The following is a 19,387-nucleotide window of genomic DNA, read 5'->3' on the forward strand; positions in this document are numbered from 1 at the left end:
TGAGGATCTAAGAGGCTAAGATTAGTTGAGAAAAACTCAGAACCTTAGCATCTTAGAACCTTAGCACCTTTATATATTTCCTATGCGGATTACATCTGCAAATATTCCTGAAGCGGTAACCGCGGCTCCGGCTCCGGCGCCTTTGATCAATAAAGGCTGATCTACGTAACGATCTGTATAGAAAAGCACGATATTATCTTTTCCTTCTAAATTGTAGAAAGGATGATCTTTTGGAATGAATTGCAGACCTACGCTTGCTTTTCCGTTTTCGAATTGCGCAACGTATTTCAATCTTGAATCTTTGGCTAAAGCTTCTTTGTAAATGTTCTCGAAATGAGATGCATGTTTAATTAACGATGCAAAGAAATCGTCATTGTTTGTTGTTGCTAAACATTCTGCTGGAAGGAACGATTCGTTTGCAATGGCGTCAATGTCCATTTCGTAACCGCTTTCGCGAATTAGGATTAAGATTTTACGAGCAACATCGATACCGCTTAAGTCGATTTTTGGATCTGGTTCTGTGAAACCTTGAACTCCCGCTTCTTTAACCACATCGTGGAAAGAATTATTCTCATCAAAATTGTTGAAAATAAAGTTCAAACTTCCCGATAAAACCGCTTGAATTTTATGCACTTTATCTCCAGAAGCAATCAAGTTCTTTACCGTATCAATAATTGGCAATCCCGCACCAACATTCGTTTCAAACAAAAACGGAGCATTGTATTGACGTGATAAGCTTTTTAGTTTTTTATAATTGTCGTAAGCAGATGAACATGCAATTTTGTTGCAAGTTACAACCGCAATACTCTCTTTTAAGAATTTCTCGTATAGGTCAGAAACGCCTGCATTTGCCGTAATATCAACAAAAATGCTGTTTCTTAAATTCAGTTCTTTTGCGCGAGCTATGAATTCTGTCGGAATTGCTTCTTCGCCTTTATCTAAAGTCGCTTGCCAATCTTTTAACGAAATTCCGTCTTCATCAAATACCATTTTTCTTGAGTTTGATAAAGCGATTACACGAACATTAATTTTTAAAACATCTTTTAAGAATTTCTTTTGATTGTGGATTTGTTCGATGAATTTCTCACCCACATTTCCAACTCCCATAACAAATAAATTCAGCTGTTTTGTGTTTTCTTCAAAGAAGTTTTCGTGTAAAGTATTCAGTGCTTTTTTGACGTCTCTTTCATTAATTACAGTCGAAATATTTCTTTCAGAAGCACCTTGCGCAATGGCACGAATGTTTACGTTGTTTTTTCCTAAAGTGCTGAACATTCTTCCGCTCAAACCTTGGTGATTTTTCATGTTTTCACCAACCAAAGCAATAATGCAAAGGTCTTTTTCTACATAACAAGGATCGATTTTGTTTTGTGCAATTTCGATTTCAAAAGCTCTATTAATGGCAGCCTCAGCATTGTCTGCATCAGAATTTAGAATTCCGATACAAATAGAGTGTTCAGAAGAAGCCTGAGTAATAAAAATAACGTTGATTTTTTCCTGAGACAAAACTTCAAACAAACGTCTTGATGAGCCCGCAACACCAATCATTCCCGGTCCTTCAAGAGTCAAAAGCGAAATATTATCAATATGGCTGATTCCTTTTACAACTGTATCTTTTGATAAAACAACGTCAGAAATTAAAGTTCCTTCGGCTTCCGGTTCAAAAGTATTTTTGATTAAAATTGGAATATTTTTTCTTAAAACTGGCTGAATTGTTGGCGGATACAAAACTTTAGCACCAAAATGCGATAATTCCATCGCTTCCTGATATGAAATGTTTGCAATTGGCTGTGCTTGTTTTACGATTTTAGGATTTGCAGTAAACATTCCGTTTACGTCAGTCCAGATTTCCAGTTGTTCTGCATCGATAGCTCCGGCGATAATTGCTGCAGTATAATCAGATCCACCGCGTCCTAAAGTAGAAGTAATTCCATCTAAAGTTTGTGCAATAAACCCAGGAAGAATATTGATTTTTGCATCATTCGAAGCAAAATATTCCTGAATTAATTTATTTGAAATTTCAAAGTTAACAGCCGCTTTTCCGAAATCTGCGTTTGTTTTAATTAATTCTCGACTGTCTTTGTAAACAGCATCTTTTTCAGTTTGTTGAAAAGCCTGTGCGATAATATAGGAAGAAAGTAATTCTCCAAAACTTAAAATAGTATCGGCAGTTCTTGGAGATAATTCTCCTAAAAGGAAACAACCGTCTAATAAAGTTTCTAAATGATTAATGATTCTTTTTACATGACTTAACAAACTGCTTTGTTCGCTTACCGGAATCAATTCTTTAAGTGTGTCAAGATGTTTTTTCTCGATTTCGGCAACGATGTCTCTAAAGCCTTCGTCGTTTGCTGCCGCTTTTGCCGCTGCTGATTGCAATAAATCTGTTACTTTACTAAGTGCAGAAACTACAACTACTACTTTATCCTGCTTGGCTTTTTGGTTAACAATTTCGAGAACGAGTTTTATATTTTGAGCATTGGCAACCGAAGTTCCGCCAAATTTTAATACTTTCATTTTTGTGATATTTTTTAATAAGGTGCAAAGATTTTGAGTAACTAAGGTTCAAAGGTTATAAACTGTGAACTGAAACTGAAAACTGCGACTTTTTTTCTTTGTAAATGTTTTTCATGTATCCATTACCTTTCTTCTTTTACGAAAAAAGTACAGACAAACCGGATTATATGTAAAAATGTATACCCCTAAGGGGTAGTAGTTGTTGTAGTAGAAATTGTGGTAACAGCAATTGCAACTCCTGTTTGAGTTGTAATAATTGTAGATTGATATTTTATACTGTTACTTTTCATTTTTGATTTTTCAAAAGTACAGATTTTTATAAAAGTTAAAAACTCAAAAAGCCTTTTTACGAATATTTTAATAATTCAAATCCTTACATTTTAATATTGAGCATTTGTTAAAATTAAATATGTTAAGTTGCTGTTTTGATATATTTCAGCTGATTTAAAATTGAATTTTGTGAGAGCAAAGGTTTGATTTTTAAGGGAAATATAATTGAAAACTACCTGAACTTTCTGTATTAAACGATTGAGAAATAAATAAAAGTCAAGAATTGCAGTTATCTGAATTTTAATTATTGTGATAAAATGTTGCTTTTTAATATTGATTTGTTGAATTTTGACACCTTAAATTTAAAAATATCATGAGGGATATCCATTATATTAGTACTGAAACTATAACTTTAGAAACGCTGCACGAAATTATAGCAAATGATAAAAAGCTTGAATTGTCTGAGGAAGCGAAAGTAAATGTTCAAAAATGCCGTGATTATTTAGATAAAAAAATGGAGTCGCATACAGCTCCTATTTACGGTATTAATACAGGTTTCGGGTCACTTTATAGTGTTAAAATCTCAAACGAGAATTTATCTAAACTTCAGGAAAACTTAGTAAAATCTCACGCCTGCGGAACAGGGGAGGAAGTTCCTGCTGAGATTGTAAAAATGATGCTTTTGCTTAAAATACAGTCTTTAAGTTATGGACACTCTGGGGTTCAGTTAAAAACTTTAGAGCGTTTGGTAGATTTTTACAATAATGATATTCTTCCTATTATTTATACACAAGGTTCACTTGGAGCTTCTGGAGATTTAGCTCCTTTGGCACATCTATCTTTACCTTTAATTGGAGAAGGAAAAGTGTTTTTTGAAGGAAAGAAAACAGATTCAGCAGAAGTTTTAAAACATTTTAACTGGGAACCAATTGTTTTGCAGTCAAAAGAAGGTTTAGCTCTGTTGAACGGAACTCAATTTATGAGTGCTTACGGAGCTCATATTTTAATAAAAGCTTATAAATATTCATACTTGGCAGATTTAATCGGAACTATTTCTTTGGAAGGTTTTGATGGAAGAATCGAACCATTTAATGAATTGATACATTATATACGTCCGCACAAAGGGCAAATTGTAACTGCACAAAGAATTACTGAATTCTTAGAAGGAAGCGAAATTATCGCTCAGGAAAAGAAACATGTTCAGGATCCTTATTCTTTCCGTTGTATGCCGCAGGTTCACGGCGCTTCAAAAGATGCGATTGATTATGTTCGGAAAGTATTCAAAACTGAAATCAATTCGGTAACCGATAATCCTAATATATTTATAGAAGCCGATCAGATTATTTCAGGAGGAAATTTCCACGGACAGCCTTTAGCGTTGGCGTTGGATTTTATGGCAATTGCTTTGGCAGAATTAGGAAGTATTTCAGAAAGAAGAACCTATCAGTTAATTTCTGGTTTACGAAATCTTCCGGCATTTTTGGTTGATAATCCGGGGTTAAATTCAGGATTTATGATTCCGCAGTATACGGCGGCAAGTATAGCAAGTCAGAACAAACAATTGGCAACTCCGGCAAGTATCGATAGTATTGTTTCGAGTAACGGGCAGGAAGATCACGTAAGCATGGGAGCAAACGGAGCGACAAAAGCCTTACGAATTTTAGATAATTTAGAACGTATTTTAGCTATTGAATTATTGAATGCATCTCAGGCAATTGCGTACAGAGAGCCTTTAAAATCAAGTGATTTTATCGAAATGTTCCTAAGCAGTTACAGAGAAGTAGTGCCCTTGGTAAAAGAAGACAGAATCTTACATAACGACATAGAAAACACAGTTTTATTCCTTGATAGTTTTCAAATAGAAAACGATTTGTTAACAATGGCTTAACATTGTAAAATATTAATGAAGTAATTTTGCACTATCAAAAATATAAAAATGTCAATAAACAGTATTTTCCAATTTTTAGTGCCGAAAGACAAGAAATTCTTTCCACTTTTTGAAGAGGCTTCAAGCAATTTAATTGAATTAGCTTCTAACTTACACGAAGCTGTAAATTTACCATTAAAGGAAAGAGAGATTCTTTTTCAAAAGATTGACGAATTAGAACAAAAAGGAGAAGATATCACTCGTCAGACAAACTTAGAGTTAAGCAGAAACTTCATTACTCCGTTTGACCGTGAAGATATTCATACATTAATTACTTCAATTGATAACGTTGCAGATTACCTTCATGGTGCATCTAGCCGTATGAGATTGTATCAGGTAGATAAGATTACAAAATCTATCAGAAAAATGACAGAAATCAACCTTGAAGCTTGTCAAAACATTGACAGTGCGGTAAAAGAGTTGAGAAACTTACAAAATTTTAAAGTTATTAAAGATGCGTGTGCCAGAATTAACAAACTGGAAAACAAATCTGATAACGTTTATAACAAAGCAGTTTTTGAAATTTTTGAAAACGAAACAGACGCTAAAAATATCATTAAATATAAAGAGGTGTTATCTGTTTTAGAATCAGCAACAGACAAATGTAAGAGTGTTGCAAACATACTAGAATCTATTTCTGTAAAACATTCTTAATTCAATTTTTCATTCTGAAGTTATAATTTTATGACGCTACTTATATTAATTATAGTACTTGCTTTAATTTTTGATTACATCAATGGTTTTCATGATGCGGCAAATGCTATAGCGACTGTTGTTGCAACAAAGGTTTTGACACCTTTTCAGGCGGTAGTCTGGGCAGCATTTTTTAACTTTCTGGCTTATTGGGTTTTTGGATTTGGTGTTGCAGATACTGTTGCTAAAACGGCGCACACTATGGAAATTAATCTAGTAGTTATCTTGGCTGGAGTTATTGCGGCAATATGCTGGAACTTATTGACTTGGTGGTTAGGAATCCCTTCAAGTTCTTCACATACATTAATTGGAGGTTTTGCTGGAGCAGCTGTAGCGCATGCAATTGCTGTTCACGGATTCTCAGGCTATGTTGGAGAAGACGGAGCAACTCATTATTGGTATGAAATTGTGAGCTGGTATAAGGCTGGAAAAGATGGGGCAATGCCTTCGGGAGTTCTTATTATTATTGCTTTTATTGTTTTAGCACCATTATTAGGAGCGCTGGCTTCTTATTTAATCTCGATTTGGCTGCTTAATGCTTCTCGTAAAAGTATTGGTCCAAAAATATTCACCGGAGCTTTAATGATTGCGACAATCTGGTTTGTATATTCTCAAATGGTTCCTTATTCTGAAATTGAAAAACCAAGGTTCAGTTCGCATTTTTGGAGTGTTGCTTTTGAAGCTCATAATATTAAATGGTTTTTAGTAGCCTTTATTATCTTAACAGTTAGCGCATTCTGTTTAATATTTAGCAGTTTAAATCTTCATCAGGCTGATGCTGCTTTAAAGAAAATGCAATTACTATCTTCTGCAGCTTTTAGTTTAGGTCACGGAGGAAACGATTCTCAAAAAGTAATGGGTATTATTGCAGCAGCTGTTGCAGTTTACATAAACACAAATCATGGTGTTCATATGGATGCCTGGTTAGATGTTGTTTTACCAAATGAAGATTTAGGTGTTAAAGGACAAATGCCAAGCTGGATTCCGTTAGCATGTTATTCTGCAATCGCAGCAGGAACTTTAAGTGGTGGATGGAAAATTGTGAAAACAATGGGTTCTAAAATCACAAAAGTAAGTTCGTTTGAAGGTGTTGCTGCAGAAACAGCTGGAGCTTTGACACTTTACTTTACTGAGCACTTAAAAATTCCAGTAAGTACAACGCATACTATCACAGGATCTATCATTGGTGTTGGATTGACAAAACGTGTATCTGCAGTTCGCTGGGGAGTTACAGTAAGCCTGGTTTGGGCATGGATCTTAACTATTCCTATTTCTGCAATATTAGCAGGTTTGGTTTACTTTGTACTAAGCGTATTTATTTAGTAAAATGATTATTGCGAAATGTGAGATATAATCACATTTATTTAAATATTTTAAAGCCGATTTCGAATTGAAATCGGCTTTTTTATTTTGGTGTATTGCTATTGAAAAATGGCTTGAAATGATATTCTTTTAATTTTTAGTAGTCAATCTTAAAGTTTCGTAAAAGGATCTTTGCGGGATTATTTGACATGAGTTTCAATAAATGACGAAGTGAGTAGAATAGATTGAAATGATTTTGAGAAACTGCTAATCCCAAAGTAATGTATAAAATCAAAAAAAATATAATTTCGCATTTATTTTGCTCACTTATTTTTTGTTCTTTTATTTCCTGTAAAGAAAATGATATTAGACGAATTCGTTTGAAAGCAGATCAGAAGAAAGTTACCAGTAATCCGAATGAAGAATCGGATTTAATTTCATGTTATGTAAAAGAATCTGTCAGCAGGACTTTGAATGGTATTGATACATCTAAACTAAAATATTATTCTGTAGAAAGAAACGATACCATATTGGTGATTGCTAAAGTTACTGATATGATGGGTATTGAAAAGAAATCACGAAAAAAAATGCTATATGCTATTCATGATTGCTTAATTACTTCTGAAAGATATTATATGAAGAAAATTTATATTGATGTCGAAGGTAATTTTAGTACGCTTTTGGTAAAAACACCTTTGAAATATGATCTTGATGGCAGATTTGCCGATGAAGATTTACTTTTATCATTTTATGGAAAAGCTAAAACATTAAATAACTAAGAAATGAAAACTTTTATTTTCTAAAGTTTTTATGATTGCGTTTTCTTTTATAATGTGTTTGTTTTAGTTTATCCTGATCTTCAGAAATGATACTTATCGTTCCGTCAATTTCCAGCATAGCCAGTTTTACATTTTTGAAAAATTCGATTCCATGTTCTCTCATGGCTTCTTTTAATTCTTCATCAGAAATATCCAGTTTGCTTAAAGCTTTAAAATCAAGTTTACCGTCGTGAATTAATACTTCTGGTTTATCCAGTAATATATTACCAAGTGTCTTGTATCGGCGTGTTAGTTTTTTGATAGCAAAGTTGATTACAAACAAAACCAGCGCCGCAACCAAACCGCCTAAAAGACTGGTATCAGGACCAACCATTGCATTTTGAACCGAGTTACTGATTAACAAAATCAGAATAATATCGGCAGTATTTAATTGAGAGAGTTCTTTTTTGCCAAAAATGCGTAATGCTATTGTCATGAAAAAATAAACGGCAACGCTTCTGAGAATAATATCAAAATAAGGGAAAAGCATAAATTTTTATTTTAAAGTTAAATAAAAAAAGCTTTGTCAAAGTTCGAAACTTTGACAAAGCTGCTAAATTATTTATGAGATATTAAGTTGAAATGAACTTAACAAAGTTTAAAATTCTTTTCAATCGCTTTAATCATTTCTCCTGCAACATCTTTATTGGTTGCGCCTTCAATTCCTTCAAGCCCGGGAGAAGAGTTTACTTCAAGCAATAACGGTCCTTTAGAAGAGCGGATAATATCAACACCCGCCACTTTTAAATCCATTGCTTTTGCGGCTTTTATAGCGATCTTTTTTCTTCAGAAGTTACTTTGATGACAGATGCGGTTCCGCCAAGATGAATATTAGCTCTAAATTCTCCCGGCATAGCTTCGCGTTGAATAGCAGCCACTACTTTTCCGTCAATTACAAAACAACGAATGTCTTTTCCGTTGGCTTCTTTAATAAATTCCTGAACTAATATATTGGCATTTAGGCTTTTGAAAGCATTAATAACACTTTCTGCGGCTTTTTTGGTTTCGGCTAAAACAACGCCTTTCCCTTGTGTTCCTTCTAATAATTTTACGATTAGAGGTGAACCTCCCACCATTTTAATTAAATTGTCTGTATCAAGCGGAGAATTAGCAAATCCTGTGGTTGGAATATCAATTCCGCTGTTTAAAAGTAACTGTAAAGAATACAGTTTGTCTCTTGATTGTGTTATGGCTGTTGCCGAATTTAAAACAAAAACTTTTAGAGCTTCAAATTGACGTGTCAGGGCGCAGCCGTAAAAAGTAATGCTTGGACGAATTCTCGGGATTATTGCATCAAATTCATTTAGAATTTTTCCTCCTCTGTAATGAATTTCAGGTTTTTTCGCATCAAGTTTCATGTAACATTCTTTGATGTTCAAAAAATGCATTTCATGACCGCGCATTTCGCCGGCTTCCATAATACGTTTATTGCTGTATAATTCAGGATTGCTGGCTAAAAGGCCAATTCTTAAACCAGAGCTAGCTTTTTCTGAATTTTGGTATAACTCTTTTAAGGTTTCTGGAGATGGCTGTCCTAAAAGATATTTTTGTTCAGGATCTACCAATACACGTCCGCTCATGGCTTCTCGGCCTAAAAGCATTCTAAAACCCATCGAATCACGATTCGTTAAAGTCATTTCTATCGGCCATTTTGCATCGCCGATTTTTATATGAGTTTGAATAACGTAACGGTGTTCTCTGTAACCGCTTGAACTTTTGACAATTCGTTTGTCAATCAGCGGAGCTTCGCAATGAATAATAGTTTTAATGTTATTCTGAATTGGGTTGATGTCGAACTTAACCCAATTAGCATCATTTTTTATAAAAGGAGCTATGTTGATAGCGTGCATCGCCGAAGTTTTGGCACCAGAATCGACACGAGCTTTAATTGTCGGGATTCCAAGTTCTGGAAATGAGCACCATTCTTCGCTGCCTAAAATGACTTTGTGTTGAAGCATATTTTGTTTTTATGTTAAAGAATTTAAATTCAAAAATAGCTATTTGCTTTTACTAAAGATAGTAAATTATCTAAAAAAAACACCCGTTATGTTATGAAAACGTAACGGGTGAGTTATTAATGTTATAAATTTTGACTAATTTATTGATTTGTCGGCTCTTCAGCTTTATGAATTTCTACTGAAAGTTCTTGTGAATCATCTTTAAGATCCATCAGGATTTCATCTCCTGAATGTATTTTTGAAGTGATGATTTCTTCTGCTAACAAATCTTCAACATATTTCTGAATTGCTCTTTTTAGAGGTCTTGCTCCAAATTGCTTATCAAAACCTTTTTCTGCAATAAATGCTTTAGCTTTGTCTGTTAAGCTTAATTTGTAACCTAACTCTGCAATACGAGAATATAGTTTTTTCAATTCGATTTCGATAATCAAATCAATATCAGCTTTTTCTAATGCGTTGAATACAATTACGTCATCAATTCTGTTTAAGAACTCAGGAGCAAAAGTTTTCTTCAATGCATTTTCGATAATGCTTTTTGAGTTTTCATCAGCCTGAGCTGTTCTTGCAGCAGTACCGAATCCAACACCTTGTCCGAAGTCTTTTAATTGACGTGCACCAACGTTAGATGTCATGATAATGATAGTGTTTTTAAAGTCAATTTTGCGACCTAAACTATCAGTCAAATATCCGTCATCTAAAACTTGTAACATCATATTGAATACATCCGGATGTGCTTTTTCGATCTCGTCTAAAAGAACAACACAATATGGTTTTCTACGAACTTTTTCAGTTAATTGACCACCTTCTTCATAACCTACGTATCCCGGAGGCGCTCCAACTAAACGAGAAATCGCAAATTTTTCCATGTATTCGCTCATGTCGATACGAACTAGCGCATCTTCTGAATCAAATAATTCTTTTGCTAAAACTTTTGCTAATTGTGTTTTACCAACACCAGTCTGACCTAAGAAAATAAATGAACCAATTGGTTTGTTAGGATCTTTAAGTCCGGCTCTGTTACGTTGTATAGAACGTGCGATTTTAAGAACAGCATCATTTTGACCAATTACTTTGTTCTGAATTAAATCAGGTAATTTGGCTAATTTGTTGCTTTCTGTCTGTGCAATTCTGTTTACAGGAATTCCGGTCATCATAGAAACAACATCGGCTACATTATCTTCTGTAACTTCAATTCTGTTGTTTTTAGAATCTTCTTCCCATTGTTCTTGTGCTAAAGCTAGGTCTTTTTCGATACGTTTTTCATCATCGCGAAGTTTGGCAGCTTCTTCATATTTTTGTTTTTTAACTACCATGTTTTTCATTTCACGCACTTCTTCTAACTGACGTTCTAAATCTAAAATTTGTTTTGGAACATCAATATTTGTAATGTGTACACGAGATCCGGCCTCATCAAGCGCATCAATAGCTTTGTCTGGTAAGAAACGTTCAGACATATAACGATCTGTAAGTTTAACACAGGCTTCAATAGCTTCTGGTGTATACGTTACATTGTGGTGATCTTCGTATTTGTCTTTTACGTTATTTAAAATAGCGATTGTTTCTTCAACAGAAGTTGGTTCAACGATTACTTTCTGGAAACGTCTTTCAAGAGCGCCGTCTTTTTCAATATATTGTCTGTACTCATCAAGAGTAGTAGCGCCAATACATTGAATTTCGCCTCTTGCTAAAGCAGGTTTGAACATGTTGGATGCATCAAGAGAACCTGTTGCTCCACCAGCACCTACTATAGTATGAATTTCATCTATAAATAGAATGATATCGTCATTTTTTTCAAGCTCGTTCATAACGGCTTTCATTCTTTCTTCAAACTGGCCTCTGTATTTTGTTCCTGCCACTAAACTAGCTAAATCAAGAGTAACTACACGTTTGTGGAACAGGATACGTGATACTTTCTTTTGAATAATGCGTAACGCAAGTCCTTCTGCAATAGCAGATTTACCAACTCCGGGTTCTCCAATAAGAAGCGGGTTGTTCTTTTTTCTTCGGCTTAAAATTTGAGAAACGCGTTCAATTTCTTTTTCGCGTCCTACAACAGGGTCAAGTTTTCCTTCCTCTGCCATTTCTGTTAAATCTCTCCCAAAATTATCCAGAACCGGAGTCTTAGATTTTTTGTTTGACTTATTGGCGGGATTATTAAAACTGCTTTCCTTTAGACTGTCATCTTGTCCTGAATCGTCATTATACGATTCGTTTCTTGGCAAGTTTTCTAAGAATTCTTCTTCGTTTGGCGTCATGTTTAAATATTGTTCTTTAGCTATGTCATAATCTATTTTTAGCTTATTCAACAGCTTGGTTGTTGGATCGTTTTCGTTTCGTAAGATGCATAGAAGCAAATGAGCTGTGCTAATCGACGAACTTTGAAATACTTTTGCTTCAAGAAAAGTGGTCTTCAGCGCCCTTTCGGCCTGTCGGGTAAGATGAAGGTTTTTCTTTTCGGCATTTACTTCAACGCTGTGGTTGGCGGGACTCAGTATTTCTACCTTCCTGCGTAAATGGTCTAAATCGACTGCCAGGTTATTAAGTATATGAATAGCTTTTCCGTTACCATCTCTTAAAATGCCCAGCATTAGATGTTCAGTACCAATAAAGTCGTGTCCTAAACGAAGGGCTTCTTCCTTACTGTATGTAATAACATCTTTTACTCTTGGTGAAAAATTATCATCCATAATATATAATTGGTATTGTAAATTTAATGAATTACAGTATGAAAAACAAAAACCGTACCCATCGAGAACTACTGTCAGCTAATTGACAAAAAAAATAACAATAAAAGCGTTAAAAAACGCTTAATTTATTAACCAAAACTAAAATTAAAGTTGTTAATAAATCATTTAAATAAGTGTAAGGAAATAGCTGAAAAAATTTTAAAAAAACGTATCTTGGCACGCTTTGAAACTAAATAATTATTTAAACATAACAACTTATGTCTGAAGGAGAAAAGTTAATTCCTATTAACATAGAGGATGAAATGAAGTCAGCTTACATCGATTATTCGATGTCAGTAATTGTATCGAGAGCGCTTCCTGATGTTAGAGATGGCTTGAAACCAGTGCATCGAAGAGTTCTTTACGGAATGTATGATTTAGGTGTAACTTCAAGATCTGCCCACAAAAAATCTGCGAGAATTGTAGGGGAGGTTCTGGGTAAGTATCACCCGCATGGTGACACCTCTGTTTATGATGCGATGGTTCGTATGGCTCAGGAATGGAGTATGCGATATTTATTAGTTGATGGTCAGGGTAACTTTGGGTCTGTAGATGGTGACAGCCCGGCAGCAATGCGTTATACTGAGGCTAGAATGCGCAAAATTTCTGAGGAAATTATGGCAGATATCGAAAAAGAGACTGTTGATTTTCAATTAAACTTTGACGATACTATATATGAGCCAAAAGTAATGCCAACAAGAGTTCCTACTTTGTTAGTAAACGGAGCTACAGGTATTGCAGTTGGTATGGCGACAAACATGCCGCCCCACAATTTAACGGAAGTTATTAACGGTACTTTGGCTTACCTTGATAATAATGATATTGAAGTAGACGAATTAATGACACATATTAAAGCTCCGGATTTTCCAACTGGAGGTATAATATATGGTTATGAAGGTGTTCGTGAAGCTTTTAAAACTGGTAGAGGACGTATTGTAATGCGTGCCAAAGTTGGTTTTGAAGAAGTTGACGGAAGAGAGTCTATTATTGTTACCGAAATTCCTTATCAGGTTAACAAAGCCGAAATGATCAAACGTACGGCTGATTTAGTTAACGAGAAAAAAATTGAAGGTATTGCGAATATCCGTGACGAATCGGATAGAAACGGTATGCGTATCGTTTATATCTTAAAACGTGACGCTACGCCAAACGTAGTTTTAAATACCTTATATAAGTATACACAATTACAATCTTCTTTTAGTGTAAATAATATTGCATTAGTAAAAGGACGTCCTCAATTGTTGAATCTGAAAGATATGATTCACTATTTTATTGAGCACCGTCATGATGTAGTAGTAAGAAGAACGCAGTTTGAATTGCGTAAAGCAGAAGAAAGAGCGCATATTTTAGAAGGTTTAATTATTGCTTCTGACAATATTGACGAAGTAATTGCGTTAATTAGAGGTTCTAAAAACACAGATGAAGCAAGAGAAAAGTTAATCGAAAGATTCAAATTATCAGATATTCAGGCTCGTGCTATTGTTGAAATGCGTCTGCGTCAGTTAACTGGTCTTGAGCAGGACAAATTAAGAGCTGAGTATGATGAATTGATGAAATTAATCGAACACTTAAAAGCTTTGTTAGCTGATGTTAATTTAAGAATAGATTTAATTAAAGAAGAGCTTACAGAAATCCGTGATAAATACGGAGATGATCGTCGTTCTCAAATCGAATATTCTGGAGGTGATGTAAGTATTGAGGATTTAATTGCAGATGAGAATGTGGTAATTACAATTTCTCACGCAGGTTATATCAAACGTACAAACCTATCTGAGTACAAAACTCAAAACAGAGGTGGAGTAGGACAGAAGAGTGCCGGAACAAGAGATCAGGATTTCCTTGAACACATGTTCGTTGCAACAAATCACCAGTATATGATGTTCTTTACGCAAAAAGGAAAATGTTTCTGGATGCGTGTTTATGAAATTCCGGAAGGAAGTAAAACAGCAAAAGGAAGAGCAATTCAAAACCTTATCAACATCGAAAGTGAAGATAAAGTAAAAGCTTTCATTTGTACACAAGATTTAAAAGACAAAGATTATATCAATACACATAACCTTGTAATGGTAACAAAACAAGGACAGGTTAAGAAAACTTCTTTAGAGAAATATTCTAAACCTCGTGCTAATGGTGTTGCAGCGATTACTATTAAAGATGGTGATGAATTACTTGAGGCTAAATTAACCGATGGCGAAAGCCAGATTATCCTTGCTGTGAAGTCAGGAAAACTGGTTCGTTTTGAAGAAACGAAAACACGTCCGATGGGAAGAACAGCTTCTGGAGTTCGCGGTATTACATTAAAAGATGATACTGATGAAGTAATTGGTATGGTTACTGTAGCTAAAAATGATGTTGCCGATTCGCAAATTTTAGTTGTAACTGAAAACGGATACGGTAAACGTACTAAACTGGTTGATGAAGATGGTGAAGATGTTTACAGAATTACAAACCGTGGAGGTAAAGGGGTTAAAACTCTTAATATTACAGAAAAAACAGGTAAATTAATTTCGATTAATGCTGTTACTGATTCCGATGATTTAATGATTATCAATAAATCTGGATTAACAATCAGAATGGCAATTGAGGATTTACGTGTTATGGGACGTGCAACTCAAGGGGTTAGATTGATTAACTTAAAAGGTAAAGATTCTATTGCAGCCGTTACAAAGGTAATGAAAGATGACGCTGAAGAAGTTGTTGTTGATGAAGATGGAAACGTTGTAGAATCTGCAATTGAAAGAGTTAAACCAGATCTTGATGAAGTTCTTGAAGACGATGGAACCGCTGAAGATGATGATGACGATTCTGACGATGTAGTTGAAGACGAAGATGATTCTGAAGAAGAAGAATCTGAGGAATAAAATAGAACCACACGAAAATTAAATTAAATATACAAATTGAACATTATGAAAAGTAAATATGTTATACTAGCATCAGCATTTCTGATTTCTGTAGCTACATTTGCTCAAAAAGATCAAATTAAAAATGCTGAAAAAGCATTGAAAAGCGGTGATGCACAAGGGGCTCTTGCACAATTAAAAGATGCAGAGAACTTAATTGTAAATGCAAAAGATACTGAGCAGGCGCAATTCTATTTTGTACAAGGAAATGCTTACTTAGATCTTGCTAACAAAAAAGTTGAAGAAAGCAAAAACTTAACTGCTGCTGCTGACAGTTATAAAAAATTAATCGATGTTGAAAAAGCTTCTGGGAAACAAAAATATTCTACTCAGGCTGCTGCTTCAATCACTAACATCAAAGGATTGTTGATTAATTCAGCTATTGCTGATACTCAGGCTAACAAACATGCTGACGGTGCAAAAAAATTATACGATGCTTACTTGTTAGATAAAAACGACACTATCAACCTTTACTACGCAGCTTCTACAGCTGTAAACGCTCAGGATTTTGATACTGCACTTCCTATGTATGAGGAGTTGAAAAAACTAAACTATTCAGGAAAAGGAACTTTATATTTAGCTACAAACAAAGCGAATAACAATGAAGATAACTTCGCTAACGCTAAAGAAAGAGATTTAGCTATTAAATTAGGAACTCACGAAAAACCTAAAACAGAAGCTATTCCTTCAAAGAGAGGAGAAATCTACAAAAACTTGGCTTTAATTTTAGTTCAAAAAGGAAAAATCGAAGAAGCTAAAAAAGCTATTGCAGACGCTAGAAAAACTAATCCGGAAGATAGTTCTTTAATTCTTACTGAAGCTAACTTATACCTTGAAACAAAAGATTACGATCAATACAAAAAATTAGTTGGTGAGGCTTTACAAAAAGATCCAAACAATGCTGATTTAGTTTTTAACTTAGGTGTATTAAGTGCAAACGCAAAAAACAATGCAGATGCTGAAAAATATTACTTAAAAGCGATCGAAATCAATCCAAACTATACTAATGCATACTTAAATCTTGCTGCATTAAAGTTAGAAGCTGAAAAACCAATCATCGACGAAATGAATAAATTGGGTACTTCTGCAAAAGATATGAAACGTTACGATGTTTTAAAAGCGCAGAGAGAAGATGTATTTAAAGGAGTAATTCCTTACCTTAAAAAAGCAAATGAATTAGATCCTAAAAACGAAGATGTTGCTAAAACATTGTTAGGAGTTTATAAAGCATTAGAAATGACTGCTGAGGCAAAAGCTTTAAAAGCTACAATGAACTAATTTAGTTATTTCACTTCATAAAAAAACCATTCGCCACAACGAATGGTTTTTTTTATGCCTGAAGAATGCTTAAACCAATGCAACAGATAATGTGATGGTTGTATTCAATAGTTTGGAAATTGGGCAGATTTCTTTCGCCTTTAATGCTGTTTTTTCAAATTCTTCAGCAGATATTGAGGGTACTTTTCCTTTTAAATCTAAATGGATTAAAGTGATAGAGCCATCTTCAAAAGTAACTGTAGCTTCTGTAGATAAATCATCTGCAGTGTAACCGCCTTCGTTAAGTAAAAAGCTCAGCTGCATTGTAAAACAGCCTGAATGTGCCGCAGCTACTAGTTCTTCCGGGTTTGTACCAACTCCGTCAGCAAATCTTGTTTTAAAAGATAATTGAGCGTTATCTAAAGTAGTACTTTGTGTACTTATAGTTCCTTTTCCTTCCATGCCGGTTCCTTTCCAGTTGGCATTTGCTTTTCTAGTAAATTTCATGTTCTTAGTTGTTTAAAAAAATTAATATTTAATGTTATTTGTTTTGTTATCTAATAGTGTTAACTCAAATATAATCAATATTTTGCAGAATAGTTTTACGAAATTTAATGAGAATGTTAAGTTTTAGTTTTCGTTGTTGTATTATTTAACGCAAAGAGCGCAAAGGTTTGCGCAAAGTTCGCAAGTTTTTTGTTTTTATACTTCTATACAAAGTTCGCAAAGCTTTGTCTTGAAAAAGCTTTGTGAACTTATGTTTTTAAACATTCCTTAATAAAAAAATCTTTGAGATCTTTGCGTTAAAAAATGAACGCAAAAAGTAATCATAAAAAAAGGTGTAATGAATCAATTCATTACACCTTTTTAAAAATTGTAAAAAATAAATTCCAAATTCCAATGAAACCATATTCAATTGGAATTTGGAATTTAAAAATATTGGAAATTTTTCCTGTTTTATTCCTGATTTAAGTTTCTTAATTGTTTCAGTTTATCTTTCCAAACTTCAAGACTTTCTTTGTGAATTGCAATATTTTTACGCACTTCAGTAACTATAGAATTTTCTTTTTTAGCATTTTTAGTATTAGTAAAGAACTGAATGTTATTTTCTAATTGGAAAATTTCATTCTGTACTTCTTCAATTTTACGCATGATGAAAATTTTCTCATTATCTAATTTGCGTGTATCATTACTGTCTGATAAAGAATCAATTCTATTAGAAAAACGCATCATTTCGCTTTCTTTTTTACTCAAACTTAATTTTTCAAAAAGAGCATCTAAAATTTTATTGAATTTTCCTTCTATATGACGTCTGGAGAAAGGAACCTTTCCGTAACCTTTCCATATTTCAATATGTTTTTTAATAGCGTCTAAATCTGTTTTATGGTCACCCGTAAGCTGATACGCTCTTAAAGTATCTAAATATGTTTTTTTGTTATCAAAAGCAGCCACCTCATCAGCATTTTCTTCTGATTTGTGTTCTTTTAATTTATCAAAATAATGATTGCAGGCGTCTTTAAATTCTTTCCAGATTTTGTCTGAATATTTTTTAGGAACATGGCCAATTTGTTTCCATTCTTCCTGAATTTGTTTCATAATTGGCGTTGTAGAACCAAAATCAGTACTTTCCTGCAGTTCTTTAGCTTTCGCTACAAGAGCCATTTTTTTATTTAAATTATCGTTTTGATCTTTTTTGATGTCTTTATAAAACGAATTTTTGAATGCATTAAAATTTCTAACAGCCGTTTTAAATGCAGCCCAGGTTTCTTCATTAACCTCTGCAGGAACTTTACCGGCAGCAAAAAATTCATTTCTTAAGTTTTCTACTTTCTGAATCTGAACCAGCCATTGAGAGTGAGAATTTACTTTTTCAGTTCCTAAAACTTCTATTTTAGCTATAATATCTTTTTTAGTTTCAAGATTTTGCTGTTCACTGGCTCTTTGACTTTCAAATAAAAGCTCTCTCTTGTCGTGGATTTTTTTAGTTAATTCGCTGAATTTATTCCAGATAGAATCACGGTGTTCTTTAGAAACCGGTCCGATATCTTCTTTCCAAAGTCTGTGTAAATCTTGTAATTCACGGAAAGCTTTGCTTACGTCAGCCTCATTTACAAGTTCTTCAACTCTTGCTATAATTTTTTGTTTCTGCTCTAAATTGTGTTTAAAGTCAAGATCTCTTGCTTCACGGTCTAAATGCAGATAATCATAAAAATTTTCAACATGAAAATGGTAGTTGTTCCAAACGTGATTGTATTTATCTTTTGGAATAGCTCCTGCGTTTTTCCATCTTTCTCTTAAATCGTTAAAATGTTTAAGAGTATCTTTTATGTTTGCCTGAGGATTGATAAGTTCTTTTAATTCCTCAACAATAGCAAGTCTGTTATCTAAATTCGTTTTTAGATTTGTTTGCAAATGCTTAAAATGAGCATTTCTTTTTTCTCTAAAAATATTATAATATTCATCAAACTTAGATTTTAGAGGAGAATGATATTCAAATTCATCATTTGGATCTTCTTTCGTAGCATTGAATTCTTCTCTTTTTTCATCTAAAAGATGATTGTATTGTAGTAAAAATGATTTTTTGATTTCTTCAATATGATCCTTTACAGACATAGTTTTGTCTATGTTAACCAGTTTTTTTAATTCATCTACAAGTGCATCTAAAGAAAAAGTGTGATAATCCTTCATAGGGATTTCATGGCGCTCTTTCAGCGTTTCATCTTCACTTTCTTCGGCATTTGAATTTGTTATGGCATCCAATGCACTTTGATGATCAGCTTCTGCAATTTCAGATGTTTCTTCAACTTCAGTTTTAGTTTCTGAAACAGGAGTTTCAGTTACAGTTTCTGGTTCTGTAGCTTGTACTGCATCATTTTCTGTAGAATCACTAATATCGATTCCTAATTTTCCGTCTGCTTCATGCAGGTTATCATTCTTTTCTTCTAACATTTTTAAATGTATAAGGTTTTTACTTTAAACAGTGCGAAAGATAGTAAAGGTGTTTCTAAATACAAAATAA

At 33.8% G+C, this 19,387-nt stretch carries 11 protein-coding genes and 1 pseudogene; 6 read left to right on the plus strand and 6 right to left on the minus strand.

Features of this window, described 5'->3' with window-relative positions; genetic code table 11:
* Positions 1-69: 69 nt before the first annotated feature.
* Positions 70-2,517, minus strand: coding sequence for a bifunctional aspartate kinase/homoserine dehydrogenase I (thrA, locus tag ABDW27_RS20415; RefSeq protein WP_343697577.1), 2,448 nt, complete (start codon positions 2,515-2,517; stop codon positions 70-72).
* 643 nt (positions 2,518-3,160) lie between these two features.
* Between thrA and hutH the strand changes: the two genes are divergently transcribed.
* The 4 genes from hutH (at position 3,161) to ABDW27_RS20435 (ending at position 7,488) form a co-directional block, all read left to right on the plus strand.
* Positions 3,161-4,675, plus strand: coding sequence for a histidine ammonia-lyase (gene hutH, locus ABDW27_RS20420; protein ID WP_343697578.1), 1,515 nt, complete (start codon positions 3,161-3,163; stop codon positions 4,673-4,675).
* Between the two features lie 48 nt (positions 4,676-4,723).
* On the plus strand, positions 4,724-5,368 hold the full coding sequence (locus tag ABDW27_RS20425) for a DUF47 family protein (protein ID WP_008462731.1): 645 nt from the start codon (positions 4,724-4,726) through the stop codon (positions 5,366-5,368).
* Between the two features lie 30 nt (positions 5,369-5,398).
* Positions 5,399-6,730: an inorganic phosphate transporter gene (locus tag ABDW27_RS20430; RefSeq protein ID WP_343697579.1), complete on the plus strand. Its 1,332-nt coding sequence runs from the start codon at positions 5,399-5,401 to the stop codon at positions 6,728-6,730.
* Positions 6,731-6,990: 260 nt separating this feature from the next.
* Positions 6,991-7,488 (plus strand): hypothetical protein, encoded by a 498-nt coding sequence (locus ABDW27_RS20435; protein WP_343697580.1) that lies wholly within the window; start codon positions 6,991-6,993, stop codon positions 7,486-7,488.
* Between the two features lie 13 nt (positions 7,489-7,501).
* Here ABDW27_RS20435 and ABDW27_RS20440 read toward each other — a convergent pair whose 3' ends face one another.
* The 3 genes and pseudogenes from ABDW27_RS20440 to ABDW27_RS20450 all read right to left on the minus strand — a co-directional run bounded on the left by ABDW27_RS20440 (position 7,502) and on the right by ABDW27_RS20450 (position 12,172).
* Complete coding sequence (locus tag ABDW27_RS20440; protein WP_343697581.1) at positions 7,502-8,017, minus strand: YetF domain-containing protein; 516 nt, start codon at positions 8,015-8,017, stop codon at positions 7,502-7,504.
* 98 nt (positions 8,018-8,115) lie between these two features.
* Positions 8,116-9,485: pseudogene (rimK, locus tag ABDW27_RS20445) on the minus strand (30S ribosomal protein S6--L-glutamate ligase).
* A 140-nt stretch (positions 9,486-9,625) separates the two neighbouring features.
* Positions 9,626-12,172: an ATP-dependent Clp protease ATP-binding subunit gene (locus ABDW27_RS20450; RefSeq protein ID WP_343697582.1), complete on the minus strand. Its 2,547-nt coding sequence runs from the start codon at positions 12,170-12,172 to the stop codon at positions 9,626-9,628.
* Between the two features lie 257 nt (positions 12,173-12,429).
* On the opposite strand from ABDW27_RS20450, the gene gyrA reads away from it, so the two are divergent.
* Together gyrA and ABDW27_RS20460 are read left to right on the plus strand one after the other, a co-directional pair.
* Positions 12,430-15,072 (plus strand): DNA gyrase subunit A, encoded by a 2,643-nt coding sequence (gene gyrA / locus ABDW27_RS20455; protein WP_343697583.1) that lies wholly within the window; start codon positions 12,430-12,432, stop codon positions 15,070-15,072.
* A gap of 45 nt (positions 15,073-15,117) precedes the next feature.
* Positions 15,118-16,389 carry a tetratricopeptide repeat protein gene (locus tag ABDW27_RS20460; protein WP_343697584.1) on the plus strand — a complete coding sequence of 424 codons (1,272 nt, stop codon included), beginning with the start codon at positions 15,118-15,120 and terminating at the stop codon, positions 16,387-16,389.
* A gap of 69 nt (positions 16,390-16,458) precedes the next feature.
* Here ABDW27_RS20460 and ABDW27_RS20465 read toward each other — a convergent pair whose 3' ends face one another.
* Positions 16,459-16,875 (minus strand): OsmC family protein, encoded by a 417-nt coding sequence (locus ABDW27_RS20465; RefSeq protein WP_343697585.1) that lies wholly within the window; start codon positions 16,873-16,875, stop codon positions 16,459-16,461.
* 450 nt (positions 16,876-17,325) lie between these two features.
* Positions 17,326-19,317: a DUF349 domain-containing protein gene (locus ABDW27_RS20470; protein WP_343697586.1), complete on the minus strand. Its 1,992-nt coding sequence runs from the start codon at positions 19,315-19,317 to the stop codon at positions 17,326-17,328.
* Positions 19,318-19,387: the final 70 nt, after the last annotated feature.

It is taken from the genome of Flavobacterium sp. (assembly GCF_039595935.1).
Taxonomy (GTDB): Bacteria; Bacteroidota; Bacteroidia; order Flavobacteriales; family Flavobacteriaceae; genus Flavobacterium.

What these genes read in the sequence shown, in the direction of transcription:
- ABDW27_RS20470 (WP_343697586.1), bottom strand. Translation starts at nt 19,317, where the DNA reads ATGTTAGAAGAAAAGAATGATAACCTGCATGAAGCAGACGGAAAATTA.
- hutH (WP_343697578.1), top strand. Translation starts at nt 3,161, where the DNA reads ATGAGGGATATCCATTATATTAGTACTGAAACTATAACTTTAGAAACG.
- ABDW27_RS20430 (WP_343697579.1), top strand. Translation starts at nt 5,399, where the DNA reads ATGACGCTACTTATATTAATTATAGTACTTGCTTTAATTTTTGATTAC.
- ABDW27_RS20460 (WP_343697584.1), top strand. Translation starts at nt 15,118, where the DNA reads ATGAAAAGTAAATATGTTATACTAGCATCAGCATTTCTGATTTCTGTA.
- ABDW27_RS20465 (WP_343697585.1), bottom strand. Translation starts at nt 16,875, where the DNA reads ATGAAATTTACTAGAAAAGCAAATGCCAACTGGAAAGGAACCGGCATG.
- gyrA (WP_343697583.1), top strand. Translation starts at nt 12,430, where the DNA reads ATGTCTGAAGGAGAAAAGTTAATTCCTATTAACATAGAGGATGAAATG.
- thrA (WP_343697577.1), bottom strand. Translation starts at nt 2,517, where the DNA reads ATGAAAGTATTAAAATTTGGCGGAACTTCGGTTGCCAATGCTCAAAAT.
- ABDW27_RS20435 (WP_343697580.1), top strand. Translation starts at nt 6,991, where the DNA reads ATGTATAAAATCAAAAAAAATATAATTTCGCATTTATTTTGCTCACTT.
- ABDW27_RS20450 (WP_343697582.1), bottom strand. Translation starts at nt 12,172, where the DNA reads ATGGATGATAATTTTTCACCAAGAGTAAAAGATGTTATTACATACAGT.
- ABDW27_RS20440 (WP_343697581.1), bottom strand. Translation starts at nt 8,017, where the DNA reads ATGCTTTTCCCTTATTTTGATATTATTCTCAGAAGCGTTGCCGTTTAT.
- ABDW27_RS20425 (WP_008462731.1), top strand. Translation starts at nt 4,724, where the DNA reads ATGTCAATAAACAGTATTTTCCAATTTTTAGTGCCGAAAGACAAGAAA.